General features: G+C 66.1%; 9 protein-coding genes. 4 read left to right on the forward strand and 5 right to left on the reverse strand.

Annotated features, from left to right (window positions below):
• Positions 1–156 precede the first annotated feature (156 nt).
• The 3 genes from putA to CTR55_RS17195 all read left to right on the forward strand — a co-directional run bounded on the left by putA (position 157) and on the right by CTR55_RS17195 (position 7,889).
• Positions 157–4,095: a trifunctional transcriptional regulator/proline dehydrogenase/L-glutamate gamma-semialdehyde dehydrogenase gene (putA, locus tag CTR55_RS17185; protein ID WP_296288034.1), complete on the forward strand. Its 3,939-nt coding sequence runs from the start codon at positions 157–159 to the stop codon at positions 4,093–4,095.
• Between the two features lie 442 nt (positions 4,096–4,537).
• Positions 4,538–6,235: an aspartate-alanine antiporter gene (gene aspT / locus CTR55_RS17190; protein ID WP_296288035.1), complete on the forward strand. Its 1,698-nt coding sequence runs from the start codon at positions 4,538–4,540 to the stop codon at positions 6,233–6,235.
• 58 nt (positions 6,236–6,293) lie between these two features.
• Positions 6,294–7,889 carry a bifunctional aspartate transaminase/aspartate 4-decarboxylase gene (locus tag CTR55_RS17195; protein WP_296288036.1) on the forward strand — a complete coding sequence of 532 codons (1,596 nt, stop codon included), beginning with the start codon at positions 6,294–6,296 and terminating at the stop codon, positions 7,887–7,889.
• Between the two features lie 56 nt (positions 7,890–7,945).
• Here CTR55_RS17195 and CTR55_RS17200 read toward each other — a convergent pair whose 3' ends face one another.
• The 4 genes from CTR55_RS17200 to CTR55_RS17215 form a co-directional block, all read right to left on the reverse strand.
• Positions 7,946–9,094 (reverse strand): MFS transporter, encoded by a 1,149-nt coding sequence (locus CTR55_RS17200; RefSeq protein ID WP_296288056.1) that lies wholly within the window; start codon positions 9,092–9,094, stop codon positions 7,946–7,948.
• A gap of 559 nt (positions 9,095–9,653) precedes the next feature.
• The gene (locus CTR55_RS17205; protein WP_296288037.1) at positions 9,654–11,447 is read right to left on the reverse strand and encodes an amidohydrolase family protein; all 1,794 of its coding nucleotides are present in this window, start codon (positions 11,445–11,447) and stop codon (positions 9,654–9,656) included.
• A complete protein-coding gene (locus tag CTR55_RS17210) occupies positions 11,444–12,187 on the reverse strand; it encodes a sulfite exporter TauE/SafE family protein (RefSeq protein ID WP_296288038.1) in 744 nt (247 codons plus the stop codon). The genes CTR55_RS17205 and CTR55_RS17210 overlap by 4 nt, the downstream gene beginning before the upstream one ends.
• The gene (locus CTR55_RS17215; protein WP_296288039.1) at positions 12,184–13,095 is read right to left on the reverse strand and encodes a bile acid:sodium symporter family protein; all 912 of its coding nucleotides are present in this window, start codon (positions 13,093–13,095) and stop codon (positions 12,184–12,186) included. Before CTR55_RS17215 ends, CTR55_RS17210 begins: the two co-directional genes overlap by 4 nt.
• A gap of 190 nt (positions 13,096–13,285) precedes the next feature.
• Between CTR55_RS17215 and CTR55_RS17220 the strand changes: the two genes are divergently transcribed.
• Positions 13,286–14,242 carry an AraC family transcriptional regulator gene (locus CTR55_RS17220; protein ID WP_296288040.1) on the forward strand — a complete coding sequence of 319 codons (957 nt, stop codon included), beginning with the start codon at positions 13,286–13,288 and terminating at the stop codon, positions 14,240–14,242.
• 5 nt (positions 14,243–14,247) lie between these two features.
• Here CTR55_RS17220 and CTR55_RS17225 read toward each other — a convergent pair whose 3' ends face one another.
• Positions 14,248–14,487, reverse strand: coding sequence for a hypothetical protein (locus CTR55_RS17225; RefSeq protein WP_296288041.1), 240 nt, complete (start codon positions 14,485–14,487; stop codon positions 14,248–14,250).
• Positions 14,488–14,497: the final 10 nt, after the last annotated feature.

Consider the following 14,497-nt stretch of genomic DNA (forward strand, 5'->3'; position numbering starts at 1 on the left):
TGGTAGCGCCGTGTGTGGGAAATGTCACCGGTTGCACCGGAACTGCGTTTACGACCTAAGGCTTGTTTTTATTGGGTTGCACCTGGTTGCACCTTGTATTTCGGCGGTATAACCTTGCGCCGTTTTCAGGCAAACCTTCTAACAACAGGAAGCCCCATGGCCACCACCACCCTTGGCGTGAAGCTCGACGACGCCACCCGCGAGCGCCTCAAGCTGGCTGCCCAGCAACTCGACCGTACCCCGCACTGGCTGATCAAGCAGGCGATCTTCTCCTATCTGGAGCAGGTGGAAGGCGGGCTGACCCCGGCCGAGCAGTCCGGTCTGGCTGCCGCGGCGGGCGAGGAGTCGCTGGACTCGCTGAGCGATCAAGGGCTGCAGGTCTTCCTCGATTTCGCTGAAAGCATCCTGCCGCAGTCCGTGCTGCGCGCGGCCATCACCGCTGCCTACCGCCGCCCGGAAACCGAAGCGCTGCCGATGCTGCTGGACCTGGCCCGCCTGCCGAAAGAGCAGGCCGGCGCCGCCAGCAAGATGGCGCTGGGCATTGCCGAAAAACTGCGCAACCAGAAGAACGCCGGTGGTCGTCAGGGCCTGGTGCAAGGCCTGCTGCAGGAGTTCTCGCTGTCTTCCCAGGAAGGCGTGGCGCTGATGTGCCTGGCCGAGGCGCTGCTGCGCATTCCGGACAAGGCCACCCGTGACGCGCTGATCCGCGACAAGATCAGCAACGGCAACTGGAGCCAGCACCTGGGCCAGAGCCCGTCGATGTTCGTCAACGCGGCCTCCTGGGGCCTGCTGATCACCGGCAAGCTGGTGTCGACCCACACCGAAGCCGGCATGTCCTCGTCGCTCAACCGCATCATCGGCAAGTCCGGCGAGCCGCTGATCCGCAAGGGCGTGGACATGGCCATGCGCCTGATGGGCGAGCAGTTCGTCACCGGCGAAACCATCGCCGAAGCCCTGGCCAATGCGGTCAACATGGAGTCCCGTGGGTTCCGCTACTCCTACGACATGCTCGGCGAGGCCGCGCTGACCGAGGAAGACGCCAAGCGCTACCTGGCCTCCTACGAGCAGGCTATCCACGCCATCGGCAAGGCCTCCCACGGCCGCGGCATCTACGAAGGTCCGGGCATCTCGATCAAGCTCTCCGCGCTGCACCCGCGCTACAGCCGTGCCCAGTACGACCGCGTGATGGACGAGTTGTACCCGATCGTACTCGGCCTGGTGAAGATGGCCCGCGACTACGACATCGGCATCAACGTCGACGCCGAAGAAGCCGACCGCCTGGAAATCTCCCTCGACCTGCTCGAGCGCCTGTGCTTCGAGCCGTCGCTGGCCGGCTGGAACGGTATCGGCTTCGTCATCCAGGCCTACCAGAAGCGCTGCCCGTACGTGATCGACTACGTGATCGACCTGGCCAAGCGCAGCCGCCACCGCCTGATGATCCGTCTGGTGAAGGGCGCCTATTGGGACAGCGAGATCAAGCTGGCCCAGGTCAACGGCCTGGAAGGCTACCCGGTCTACACCCGCAAGCCTTACACCGACGTCTCCTACCTGGCCTGCGCTCGCAAGCTGCTGGCCGTGCCGGAGTCCATCTACCCGCAGTTCGCCACCCACAACGCCCACTCGCTGTCGGCCATCTACCAGTTGGCCGGGCAGAACTACTACCCGGGCCAGTACGAGTTCCAGTGCCTGCACGGCATGGGCGAGCCGCTCTACGAGCAGGTGGTGGGCAAGGTTGCCGATGGCAAGTTCAACCGTCCGTGCCGCATCTACGCCCCGGTCGGCAGCCATGAAACCCTGTTGGCGTACCTGGTGCGCCGCCTGCTGGAAAACGGCGCCAACACCTCCTTCGTCAACCGCATCGCCGACCACAGTATCTCGCTGCCGGACCTGGTGCTGGACCCGGTCCTTCAGGTCGAGCAGATGGCCGCGCAGGAAGGCACCCTGGGCCTGCCGCACCCGCGCATCCCGCTGCCGCGTGACCTTTACGGCGAGGCCCGGCTGAACTCCGCCGGCATCGACCTGGCCAACGAACACCGCCTGGGTTCGCTGTCCTCGGCGCTGCTGTCGAGCACCAACCATGCCTACGTTGCCGAGCCGATGCTCGGTCTCGCCGACGCCGCTCCGGGTGTGCCGCAGCCAGTGCGCAACCCGGCGGACCTGCGCGACGTGGTGGGCCACGTGCGTGAGGCCAGCGAGGCCGACGTGAACAACGCCATCCTCGGTGCGCTGTCCAGCGCGCAGATCTGGCAGTCCACCCAGCCGGCCGAGCGCGGCGCCATCCTGCAGCGCGCCGCCGACCTGATGGAAGCCGAGATCCAGTCGCTGATGGGCGTGCTGGTGCGCGAATCGGGCAAGACCTTCGCCAACGCCATTGCCGAAGTGCGCGAGGCGGTGGACTTCCTGCGCTACTACGGCGCCCAGGCCAGCACCCACTTCGCCAACGACAGCCACCGCCCGCTGGGCCCGGTGGTGTGCATCAGCCCGTGGAACTTCCCGCTGGCGATCTTCAGCGGCCAGGTCGCCGCTGCCCTGGCCGCCGGCAACACCGTGCTGGCCAAGCCGGCTGAGCAGACCCCGCTGATCGCCGCGCAAGCCGTGCGCATCCTGCTGGAAGCTGGCGTGCCTGCTGGTGCCGTGCAACTGCTGCCGGGCCGCGGCGAAACTGTCGGTGCGCGTCTGGTCGGTGATGAGCGCGTGCGTGGCGTGATGTTCACCGGTTCCACTGAAGTGGCCGGCATCCTCCAGCGCAACATCGCTGGCCGCCTCGACGCCCAGGGCCGCACCATCCCGCTGATCGCCGAAACCGGCGGCCTCAACGCGATGATCGTCGACTCCTCGGCGCTGGCCGAGCAGGTTGTGGTCGACGTGGTCAACTCCGCCTTCGACAGCGCCGGCCAGCGCTGCTCCGCGCTGCGCGTGTTGTGCGTGCAGGAAGATGCCGCCGACCGCGTGGTGCAGATGCTCAAGGGCGCCATGGCCGAGTACCGCGTCGGTGCGCCGGAGCGCCTGCACACCGACATCGGTCCGGTGATCGACGAGGAAGCCAAGGGCAACATCGACAAGCACATCCAGACGATGCGCGACAAAGGTCGCAAGGTGTTCCAGAGCGCCCGCCTGGACGCCGAGGAAATCAAGCGCGGCACCTTCGTCGTGCCGACCCTGATCGAGCTGGATAGCTTCAGCGAACTCAAGCGCGAAATCTTCGGCCCGGTGCTGCACGTGGTGCGCTACCAGCGCGCCGACCTGGACCAGTTGCTCGCGCAGATCAACGAATCCGGCTACGGCCTGACCCTGGGCGTGCACACCCGTATCGACGAGACCATTGCCCAGGTCGTGGGCACTGCCCATGTCGGCAACCTCTACGTCAACCGCAACGTGGTGGGCGCGGTGGTCGGCGTGCAGCCTTTCGGTGGTGAAGGCCTCTCCGGCACCGGTCCGAAGGCCGGCGGCCCGCTGTACCTGTACCGCCTGCTGTCGACCCGTCCGCAGGATGCGGTGGCCAACCAGCTCAAGGGCGACGGCGCCCAGGCGCTGCCGCGTCCGAAGGATGCCCAGCAGGCCGTGGAAGCCCTGGCCAAGTGGGCAGGGCAGAAGGACGCCGCCCTGGCGAGCCTGCTCGGCGGCTACGGCGAACTGGCGCAGAGCTTCACCCAGCAGGTACTCACCGGCCCGACCGGCGAGCGCAACACCTACACCCTGCTGCCGCGCGAGCATGTGCTGTGCTTGGCGGAAGATCGCGCCGACCTGCTGGCCCAGCTGGCCGCCGTGCTCAGCGTCGGCAGCCGTCCGCTGGTGGCCGAGTCCAATGCCGCTGTGGTCAAGGAACTGCCCAAGGAAGTCGCCCAGCGCATCGAGCTGGTGGCTGACTGGACCGCGACCGACAAGGTGTTCGACGCCATCCTGCACCACGGCGACTCCGATCAGCTGCGTGCGGTCTGCGAGCAGGCCAGCCAGCGCAAGGGCGCCATCGTCGGCGTCACTGGGCTGAACCGCGGGGAGACCGACATCCCGCTGGAACGCCTGCTGATCGAGCGCGCCCTGAGCGTCAACACCGCCGCTGCTGGCGGCAACGCCAGCCTGATGACCATCGGCTGACGATCGTCGCGGGAGGCCTGCTCCCGCGATTCCACCCCTCGGCCAACCACGTCCGGGGGTTGGTGCTTCAGTCCGCGGAGTTACCCCTCCACGAAGCGCCATTTTCCTCTCTCGCGCCCTTCGGGCGTCTGGACGGGGCTATTCGCTCCGTCTTTTCCTTCCCGACCTTCCTACGCCTGGGTCCCTCCGGGACTGCGTTTCTGTGATCGTCCGCACGACGGTTTTCCCTTGCTACGACACTCCGTGGCGGGGAATAGCCGTTCGTCCTTCGGAAAAGCCTGATTCCTCTTTGGTCGTCCCTGCCGACCTTCCGCAGCATGCTTGAATCCGCCGAGTTAGAGCCTTTACGGGCATGAGGCGGGAGCGGTGACTGTGACAAGCGAGTGCAGTCGAGCGCATTGCCATCGTGCCTTTCCCTTGGTCCTGCACGGCGGAACGAATCGTGTTGACATGGATTGAACAGACTTTGCGCTCCTATCCGGAGCTGGCGATCTTCCTCTCGATTGGTGTCGGTTACTGGGTCGGTGGCAAGAGCTTCAAGGGCTTCAGTTTGGGCGCCGTGACGGCGACGCTGCTGGCGGCCCTGTTAGTGGGACAGGTGGGCATCGTCATCGCGCCCACGGTGAAAAGCGTGTTCTTCCTGATGTTCCTCTTTGCCATCGGTTATGGCGTGGGGCCGCAGTTCGTCCGTGGCATCGCCAAGGATGGATTGCCCCAGGCGCTGTTCGCCGTGGTGGTGTGCCTGTTGTGCCTGGCTTGTGCGGTGGGCGTGGCCTGGGTGGCGAAGTTCGACATGGGCTCGGCGATCGGCCTGTTTGCGGGCTCACAGACCATTTCCGCCTCGATGGGCTTGGCCACTGACGCCATCAACCGCCTGGGGTTGGCGCCGGACAAGGCCCAGGCCCTGCTCAATGCCATGCCGGTGGCCTACGCGGTGACCTACATCTTCGGCACCATCGGCTCGGCGGTGGTGCTTGCCCTGGTGGGCCCGAAACTGCTGGGTATCGACCTGGCCAAGGCCTGCCAGGACTACGAGCTGAGCCTGGGCGGCGGCGCCGACAAGGCCAGCGAAGGCCGTGCCTGGCACCGTTACGTGCTGCGCGCCTACAAAGTGGCCGAGGCTGGCGTGGTGGTGGGCAAGAGCATCGCCGAGGCAGAGGGCATGGCCATGTCCCGGGGCAAACGCCTGTTCATCGAGCGCCTGCGGCGCGGCGGCGAGCTGCGCGAGGCGTTGCCCGGCGAAGTGATCCAGGCTGGCGATGTGTTGGCTGTCGGTGGTCACAGCGATGAAATTCTGCAGTTGCTTGGCCACTCTCCGACTGAGGTGGAGGACGACGAATTGCTCGACTTGCCGGTGGCCGGCGTCGATGTCTTCGTCACCGCCAGGAGCATGGCCGGCAAGACGCTGGAGGCACTGGCCAAGCTGCCCCACGCCCATGGCGTGTACCTGCGGCGGATTCGCCGTGGCGCGCTATCCACCGAGATTCCGGTGCTGCCCGGAACCGTACTGCAGCATGGCGACGTGATCACCCTGACCGGGTTGACCAAGGATGTGCAGATTGCCGCCAAGACGTTGGGCCAGGTGGACGCGGTGAGCAACATTGCCGATGTGGCCTTCATCGGTGCGGCGATCTTCCTCGGGGGGCTCATCGGCGCCGTGGTGCTGAAGGTCGGGAGCATTCCGCTGACCTTGTCCACGGCGGGCGGCGCGCTGATTTCCGGCATCGTCTTCGGCTGGCTGCGCTCGATTCACCCGACTTTCGGACGCATCCCGGAGCCGACCGTCTGGTTCATGAATTCGGTGGGGCTGAACGTGTTCATCGCGGTGGTCGGCATCGATGCAGCCGCCGGTTTTGTCAGCGGTCTGCAGACCCTGGGGCTGAGCCTTTTCCTCTGGGGCATGTTGGCGACCACGCTGCCGCTGATCCTGTCGCTGCTGGTCGGGCGTTATGTGTTCCGCTTCCACCCCGCGATCCTGTTCGGCGCGGTCGCAGGCTCGCGCACCACCACCGCGGCGCTGGGGATGATCTGCGAGGCAGCCAAGAGCAACGTGCCGGCGCTGGGTTACACCGTGACCTACGCGGTGGGCAACACCCTGCTGACCATCTGGGGGATGGTCGCCGTACTGATCCTCTCCTGATCCCACACCACCCGGCGCCACCATCCGGGTGGCGCCTTTGCATGAAGGATGTACCTGCATGTCCGAAAAAATCGATTACAGCCAGTACAAGTCGCTCAGTCCGTTCGAGCTGAAGGACAAGCTCATTGAGGTGGCCGGCAGTCGCGAGAATCGTCTGATGCTCAACGCCGGGCGAGGTAATCCGAACTTCCTGGCGACCCTGCCGCGCGAGGCGTTTTTCCGCTTTGGCCTGTTTGCCAATCAGGAGGCCGAGCTGAGTTTTTCCTACCTGGGTCATGGTATCGGCGGCCTGCCGCAGATCGCCGGCATCGAGGGCCGCTTCGAGCGCTTCCTGCTGGATCACCGCGAGCACCAGGGAGTGCAACTGCTGGGCAGCATGCTCAGCTATGTGCGCGACCAGTTGGGCCTGAACGCCTCGGCGTTTCTCCATGAAATGGTCGAAGGCATCCTGGGCTGCAACTATCCGGTGCCGTCACGCATGTTGCGTCTGAGCGAGCAGGTGGTGCGCGAATACCTGGCGAAGGAGATGATCGGCGGACAATTGACCCGCGACGAGTTCGACATCTTCGCCGTGGAGGGCGGCACCGCCGCCATGACCTATCTGTTCAACAGCCTGAAGGAAAGCCGCCTGATCCAGCCGGGCGACAAGGTGGCCATCGGCATGCCGACCTTCACCCCGTACTTCGAGATCCCGCTACTGGCCGACTATGGCCTGGAAGTGGTTTACATCGAAGCTGATCCGAAGCTGAACTGGCAGTACCCGCGCAGCGAGCTGGACAAGCTGGCGGACCCGGCAATCAAGATCTTCTTCGTGGTCAACCCGAGCAACCCGCCGTCGGTGCGTATCGATGACGAGTCGCTGGCCTACATCGCCAGGCTGGTGGAGGAGAAGCGCCCGGACCTGTTCATTCTCACCGACGATGTCTACGGCACCTTTGCCGACGACTTCACCTCACTGTTCGCCATCTGCCCGCGCAACACCGCACTGGTGTACTCCTTCTCCAAGTATTTCGGCTCCACCGGCTGGCGCCTGGGCACCATCGCGCTGCACAAGGACAACATCCTCGACCAGCGCATCGACGCCTACCCGGCCAACGTGCATGCCGAATTGAACAAGCGTTACGAGTCGCTGGTGGTCGATACCAAGGGGCTGAAGTTCATCGACCGCCTGGTAGCCGACAGCCGCTCGGTGGCGCTCAACCACACCGCTGGCCTGTCCACGCCGCAGCAGGTGCAGATGGTGTTCTTTGCGCTGTTCGCCTTGATCGATGTGGCCGACCAGTACAAGACCACGCTCAAGCACCTGCTGCGCCAGCGCCACCACGCGTTGTACCGTGAACTGGGCTTGCCGATCCCCACCGACCGTTTCGAGACCGAGTACTACACGCTGCTCGATTTCGAGGACATCGCCACGCGCCTGCACGGCGCCGAGTTCGCTCGCTGGATCAGCGAGCGGATGGATGCCAACACCTTGCTGTTCCGTATCGCCGACGAAACCGGCATCGTCATGTTGCCGGCCGATGGCTTCGGTCCGCTCAAGCCTGGCGGCCGGCTGTCGCTGGCGAACCTCAACGAGTACGACTACGCGCAGATCGGCAAGGCACTGCGCCGTGTTGCCGATGAGGCGTATGCGGTCTTCAAGGCCGCGCGCTGAGTGGAAATAGCCCGGTAACTTGAGCATTGGCCGGGCCTTGTGCCCGGCCAATGCATTCAGGCCAGGGCGCTGGCCTTGCGCTGCGAAGCCGCCGCGGTTGCCACGAACAATCCGGCGGCGAGCGCCAGCGCTACCGGCACGCCCTGCGAGCCGAGGTCCATCAGGCTGCCGCTGAGCAGCGGCCCGAGCAGGCTGCCGACGCCCCAGAGCATGCCGGCGGCGGCGTTGGCGGTGACCAGGTCGCGGCCACGGAAGCGCTGGCCGATCAGCACCAGTGCCAGGGTGTAGACGCCACCGGCCGCCGCCCCGAGGAGCATCAGCGCCGGCCACAGCAATGACGGCTGGCTGATCAGCCAGGGCAGGGTGAGGCCGATCAGCATCGCGCCGACGCCGCAGGCGAGGTGCAGGCTGGAACGGTCGATCCGGTCGGACAGCCAGCCCAGCGGGAGCTGGAACAGCATGTCGCCGAGCAGGATCACCGTTGCCATGAAGGCGGCAATACCCACCGCGTAGCCGTGGCTGGAGGCGTACACCGGGAAGAGCGAGAGCACCACGCTGTCGAAGAAGGAAAAGAACAGCACGCCCATGCACAGCGCCGGAGCAACCCGCAGGAAACCGGCCAGGGAGAAGCTACGAGGCTCCTCGACGTGCTCGTGGATGCCTTCCTCGGGCATGGCAAAGGCTACGGTGGCCAGGGCGATCAGGTGCCCGGCGCTGACCAGCAGTACCACCCACGGCGTCTGCGCGCCGAGCAGCGCCACCAGGGTCGGCCCGAGCAACTGGAAGGCGGTGAAGCTGGTGGCATAGAGCGCCACGATGGTGCCGCGATTCTTCTCGCCGCACAGCTCGTTGACCCAGGCCTCGCCAAGGATGATCGCGATGCCCATGCCGACGCCCAGTGCCAGGCGTGCGACAGCCAGCAGCCAGAGGGAATGGCTGCTGAACTCGATGGCGGCGGTGCTGGCGGTGCACAGCACGAAGCACAGCAGGTACAGGCGGCGCCGGCTCATCAACTGGCAGGCACGGTCCACCAGGGTGGCGGCGAGGATCATGCCGGCCGCGGGCACCGCCGAGAGGATGCCGATCTGCAGCGCGCTGGCGCCGTTATCCAGCAGGCGCAGCGCCACCAGCGGCAGGGTCGCGCCCAGGCTCAGGCCGACGATGGAGACGGCGAACAGCAGCACCGCCAGCAGCGGCTTATTCAAAGAAGATGGCTGGAGGGTGGTCGGGGTATTCATGGAAACCTTCTCTTGCCCCGGCGCTTCAGCGGCGGGGCCAACACAGGCGAACGAGCCCACCGGTAGCTACCGGCGGACGGAATCGGAATGCGGAAATACCAGCGCGAGCGCGCGGCGTCCGGCTCAGCAGCCGGCGGGAGGAGAGAAGGTGAAGGCGAACAGCACGCTACGGCGACGGCGCAGCGCGGTATCGATTTTGCGCACGCGCGGGGGCTCTCGCAGCAGGGCGAGGCTCGGGTCGGCGGAGCGGTAGAGCGGAGTCATGGTGCAGGTAGTACGGGGGCTGTCGGAAACCGCGCACTCTAGTGAGTGCGCGGCAGGGCGTCAATCTTGCCCGGCTGCCCGGTCGCGCGTTGCGCGCCGGCGCGGCGCCTATTGTAAGGAGCGGGCCATGCCCGCGATCAGCCGGCAAGGCCGGCTTCAATCGGGTTCGCGAGAAAGCTCGCTCCTACGAAGAGCAGGGACTCCCCGTAGGAGCGAGGGGGACGCCATCGTTATTGCTCGCGAACCATAGCGCGCGCCGTAACTACCGGCCGAATGCCGGTGCCCCCGCAGGCACTTCCTGCGGCCGGCTCAGCACATCCCGCCCCGGCAGGAACCGCCCGAAACCACGCTCCTTGCCCAGTGCGTCCGGGAAACCACCCTCGCGCCGATACGCCACGCGCCCGTTGATCAGCGTGGCTTCCACCGCATCGTCGTTGCGCTTCACCAGCCGCGTCAGACCGATCACTTCCATGGGCGCTTCGCAGACTTCGTCCAGCTCATCGGTCAGGCCGGCGGGATTGACCACTACCAGGTCGGCGCGATCACCCACGCGGATGTAGCCGGCGTCGATCCCGGCGAAGTCCGCCAACTCGCCGGTCAGGCGGTGCACCGCGCGGCCGGTGTCCATGAAGCTCTGCCCGGCCAGCTCGGCATCGCGCACGTACTTGAGCATGCGCAGCGGGAAGTTGTACTGCGCGTGGGAGGCCAGGTGCGCGCCGGAGTCGGCGAAGCCAGGCTGGGTCCAGGGGCTGGCCAGCAGCTTGCCCATGATCTCGGGGCGGTGATTGCCGTAGCAGGTGGTCCACTTCAGCGCGTTGCGGTACTGGCCGGCCAGCTCGAAGAAGGCGTCCACCGGGTCCAGCCCGCGCTCGCGGCCGATGTCCTCGAAGTTGCGCCCGACCAGGCTCTGGTCCGGGCATTCGCGCACCCAGCAGTCGGACAGGTTGCGGTGCCACAGGCCGAGGCTGAGGGTGGCCTTGATGTCCTTCTTGAAGCGCTCGCGGAAGGCCGGCTCCTGGATGCGTGTGTAGAGCTCCTCCGGGTCCTTGATGTCGCGCAGCACTTCACCGGCGCCGAACTCCTCGAAGCCGTTCATGTTCAGCCCCTCGATACGCACCACGAAGGGTGCCGGCAGGGTTTGCCAGCGGTAGCGTCCGAGCAGCAGGCGGTTGGCTACCCAGCCGGAGGCGCGGGTGATGCGGTGCATGAAGGGCTGGGACTTGAGGTCCAGCGCGGTCAGCATCGAGCACTTGAGCGGGCGGCGGAACCAGCCGTGGGCCTGGTAGAGGAAGGCGAACACGTTGATCTTGGTGACCGCGTTGGGCGCGCCCTGCATCAGCGCGTTGCGCCGGCGCAGCACGGCGAACAGGCGGGAGAACTCCTTCCAGCTGGCGAAGGTGGAGGGCAGCGGGCTGGACCACGCGCGGTCGCCGTCCATCTTGTCCAGCCGCGTGGTCATCACCGAGAGGCCGAAGCAGCCGGCGTCCAGCGCCTGCTCCAGCAGCTCCTCCATGCGCTGCAGCTCGGCTTCGGTGGGCTTGGCGCCGCTGATGGCGCGTTCCAGGCCCATCACCGTGACGCGCAGTTCGGAGTGGCCGAGGAAGGAGCAGAGGTTCGGCCCCAGCGGCTGCTGGTCATAGAAGGCGCGGTAGCCCTTGGCGTCCTTCCAGGTGCGCTTGTCGCGCAGGATCGGCAGCACCTGCTCGCGCGGCACGGCTTCGACGCGGGTGAACAGGTCCGAGCAGTCCTCGGCTTCGCCCAGCACCATGCTGATGGAGCAGGAACCGACCGACACGGTGGTCACGCCGTGACGCACCGACTCTTTCAGCGCCGGGGCGGCGATGGCTTCGGCGTCGTAGTGCGAGTGGATTTCCAGGAAACCGGGGGTGACCCACTTGCCGGCGGCGTCGATGACCTGCTTGCAGCCACTTTCGTCCAGCGGGCTGACGCTCAGGGTATCGATTCGGCCGTCCTTGATGCCGACATGGCGCAGGCTGCCGGGGGCATCGCTGCCGTCGAAGTACAGGCCGTTCTTGATGATGATGTCGTAGCTCACAGGAGACTCCAGGGCGACAGCAGCAGGACGCCGCTGACCAGCAGCAGGCAGTGGATGGCGAGGCGGAAATGGCGTTCCTCGAAGCGGTGGTGCAGGCGTTCGCCCAGCCACACGCCGAGCAGCAGCAAGGGCGCGTACACAAGCACCTGGGGCAGCGCCGGGCGCAGGCGGCCGTCGAGGAGGAAGGCAATGGTCAACAGGCCGTTGAGGGTGAACCAGACGCAGACCAGGGTGGCGCGCAGGCGGGTCTTGTCCAGCGGGCGAGTCGAGAGTGCGTAGACCAGCAGCGGCCCGCCGGAAGCAAACAGACCATGGCAGACCCCGGCAGCGCCGGTGGCCAGGCGTACCACCCAGTTTGGCGTTCTGCCGCGCTCCGGAGCACTGGCGCGCAGGCGCCACAGTTCGCGGCCGGCGAACCAGAGGATCAGGACGCCCAGGCCGCGCTTGAGCGGCTGCGGGTCCAGGTGCGGCAGCAGCAGGTAGCCAATCAGCATGCCCACCAGCATCCCCGGCAGCACGGTGCGCGTCAGCAGTGAGGTGTCGATCAGTCGGCGATGGCGCCAGCACAGGTAGCCGGTCATGCCGATGTTCAGCGGCACCAGGATTGGCAGCAGCGTCTCGATGGGCATCAGCAGCGCGCCGAGGGACAGGGCGATCACCACGCTGCCGAAGCCGGTGATGGCTTCCAGGGTATAGGCCAGCAGGATGAAGCCGCCGAGGGCGATGGCGGGCGCATTCATGACGCGGTCACCGCGGCGGCGCGGGGTTCACGGCGCGCCCAGAGTTGCGCCAGGACCAGCCCGGAGAACAACTGCCAGCAGCCCCAGAACGCCGCGATCAGCAACATGCCGCCGGCCTGCGGGAAGAAGGTGAGGATCAGCGCCATGCCCAGCGCGGAGTTGTGGATGCCACTTTCCAGGGTCACGGCGCGCACGTCGGCATCCGGCAGTTTCCACAGCCGCGCGCAGGTGTAGCCCAGCAGCAGCGCCGTACCGTTGAGCAGCAGCACCAGCCAGAAGAACAGGTGGAAGTAGGCCATGAACTGCTGGAAGTTCTTGGCGAAGGCCATGCCGACGAAACCGAGCATCACCAGCAGCGACAATTGCCGCAAAGGCTTTTCCAGGCGCTGCGCCAGTTGCGGCTTGTGCCGGCCCAGGGCCATGCCCAGCAGCATCGGCAGGATCAGCACCAGCACCACCACGCCGACCAACTCCAGTGGGTCGATGTGGATCTGCGTGAGGCGGTCGCGGGTCGCCGGGTTCAGCCCCGCATAGAGGGCGAAGTTCAACGGGGTGAAAATCCCGGCACTCAGTCCCGATACAGCGGTGACGCTGGCGGACACCGCGACATTGCCACGCGCCATCCAGGTCATGATGTTGGAGAAGGTACCGCTGGGGCAGGTCGCCACCAGGATCATCCCCAGCGCCAGTTCCGGGTCGATCGGCAGGGCAATGGTCAGCAGGCAGGTGGCGGCGGGCAGCAGCAGGAACTGCACCAGCATGCCGATCACCGGCGCCTTGGGCTGGCGCAGGATGCGGGCGAAGTCGTCGCGGCGCAGTTCCAGCGATACGCCGAACATCATCAGGGCGATGATGGCGTTCAGCGCGATCATCGAAGCGCCGGAGAACTCGAGATGAACCTCAGGCATTGCCGTTCTCCCGCAGGCATCTGGGCGAGAAGAACGAACGCACAACAGCCGGCCGCAGGGGCGTGGCTCCGGTTTGATTTTGCATGCAAGGCGACTCTTGTTTGTATTTATCGTTGTAATTGGCAAGCATAGGGGAGCGTTACCGCCCGGTAACGGCTCAATCGGGACCTTCGCCGGTTAATTCGGGACCATGCCGCATACCATTACCGTCCATTATGCCCTGGGCATCCTGCAGGCCGCCCAGCGCCTGGGCCTGCCAGTGCCCGCCGAACTGCAGGCGGACAGCCTGGCGCCGCGCATCCCGCTACAGCGCCAGGACGCCTTCTGGGAGACCATCTGCGCCGCCTCGGGCGACCCGTTGCTGGGCCTGCGCCTGGGCAGTGCGTTGCAGGTCGGGCACCTGGACATGGTCGGCGCGCTGCTGATGAGTTGTGATCATTACGGCGAGGCACTGGACGCGCTGCTGGAGTACTACCCGATCATCGCCGAGGGTAGCGAATTCCAGCGTGAGCAGGATGCGGCGCAGGTGCGCCTGGTCTATCGGCCTAGCTATGCCGTGCGCCGAGAGGAGCGCGTGGAGGCCGCGCTGGCCAGCCTGGTGCACCTGACCCGCTGGATCACCGGGGACCGCGTCAAGCCGCAGCGACTGACCTTGAACCATGCTCCACGCGGCGAACTTGCGCGCTATGTCGAGGTGCTGGAATGCCCGGTTTCTTTCGATAGCGCCGAAAATGCCCTGTACTTCGCCGTGGCCGATCTTGACGTTCCGCTGATCCAGGCCAACGCGCTGATGCGCGAGCACTTGCGCGCGCTGGCCGATGCACAACTGCAGCGCCTCGGCGCGCAAAGCCTGGCTGTGCGGGTGCAGCAACTGCTGAAGCAGAATCCGCGCTGGGGCAAGGAGAAGGTGGCCGAGCAGCTCGACCTCAGCGGTCGCCATCTCAACCGCAAGCTGGCGGACGAAGGCGCCAGCTTCAAGCTGCTGCGTGACCAGGTGTTGTACGGCATGGCTGAACAGCTGCTGCGGGAATCCTTGCGGTTGGGCGAAGTGGCCGAGCGGCTGGGCTTCTCCGACGAGAGCGCCTTCGCCAAGGCCTTCCGCCGCTGGAGCGGGATGACGCCAGGGCAGTTCCGCCAGGGTAGCTGAGCCGCTTATTGGCGGACGTGGTTTACCGACGCCAACGCCTGGGCGGCGGGCAGATCGATACGTTGGGGAATACTGTGCTGGTGCTCGATGACACCCGTGCCGGGCAGTTTCGCCACGAAGAACTGATCGACGCCGAAAAACAGCAGGATCAGGGCGATGGCACCGACCCAGCAGAGCACGTCGTAGTCCAGCGGCCAGCCACGGTGCTGACGTTGCGAGCGGAGGGGAGGCTGGTTGTTCTTCATGGGGTCACCG

The sequence above is a fragment of the Pseudomonas sp. genome (genome assembly GCF_002796985.1).
Classification (GTDB): Bacteria; Pseudomonadota; Gammaproteobacteria; order Pseudomonadales; family Pseudomonadaceae; genus Pseudomonas.

Excerpts from the sequence above, each read along its gene's own strand:
- CTR55_RS17220 (WP_296288040.1), top strand. The coding sequence starts at position 13,286 with ATGCCGCATACCATTACCGTCCATTATGCCCTGGGCATCCTGCAGGCC.
- CTR55_RS17195 (WP_296288036.1), top strand. The coding sequence starts at position 6,294 with ATGTCCGAAAAAATCGATTACAGCCAGTACAAGTCGCTCAGTCCGTTC.
- CTR55_RS17225 (WP_296288041.1), bottom strand. The coding sequence starts at position 14,487 with ATGAAGAACAACCAGCCTCCCCTCCGCTCGCAACGTCAGCACCGTGGC.
- putA (WP_296288034.1), top strand. The coding sequence starts at position 157 with ATGGCCACCACCACCCTTGGCGTGAAGCTCGACGACGCCACCCGCGAG.
- CTR55_RS17210 (WP_296288038.1), bottom strand. The coding sequence starts at position 12,187 with ATGAATGCGCCCGCCATCGCCCTCGGCGGCTTCATCCTGCTGGCCTAT.
- CTR55_RS17215 (WP_296288039.1), bottom strand. The coding sequence starts at position 13,095 with ATGCCTGAGGTTCATCTCGAGTTCTCCGGCGCTTCGATGATCGCGCTG.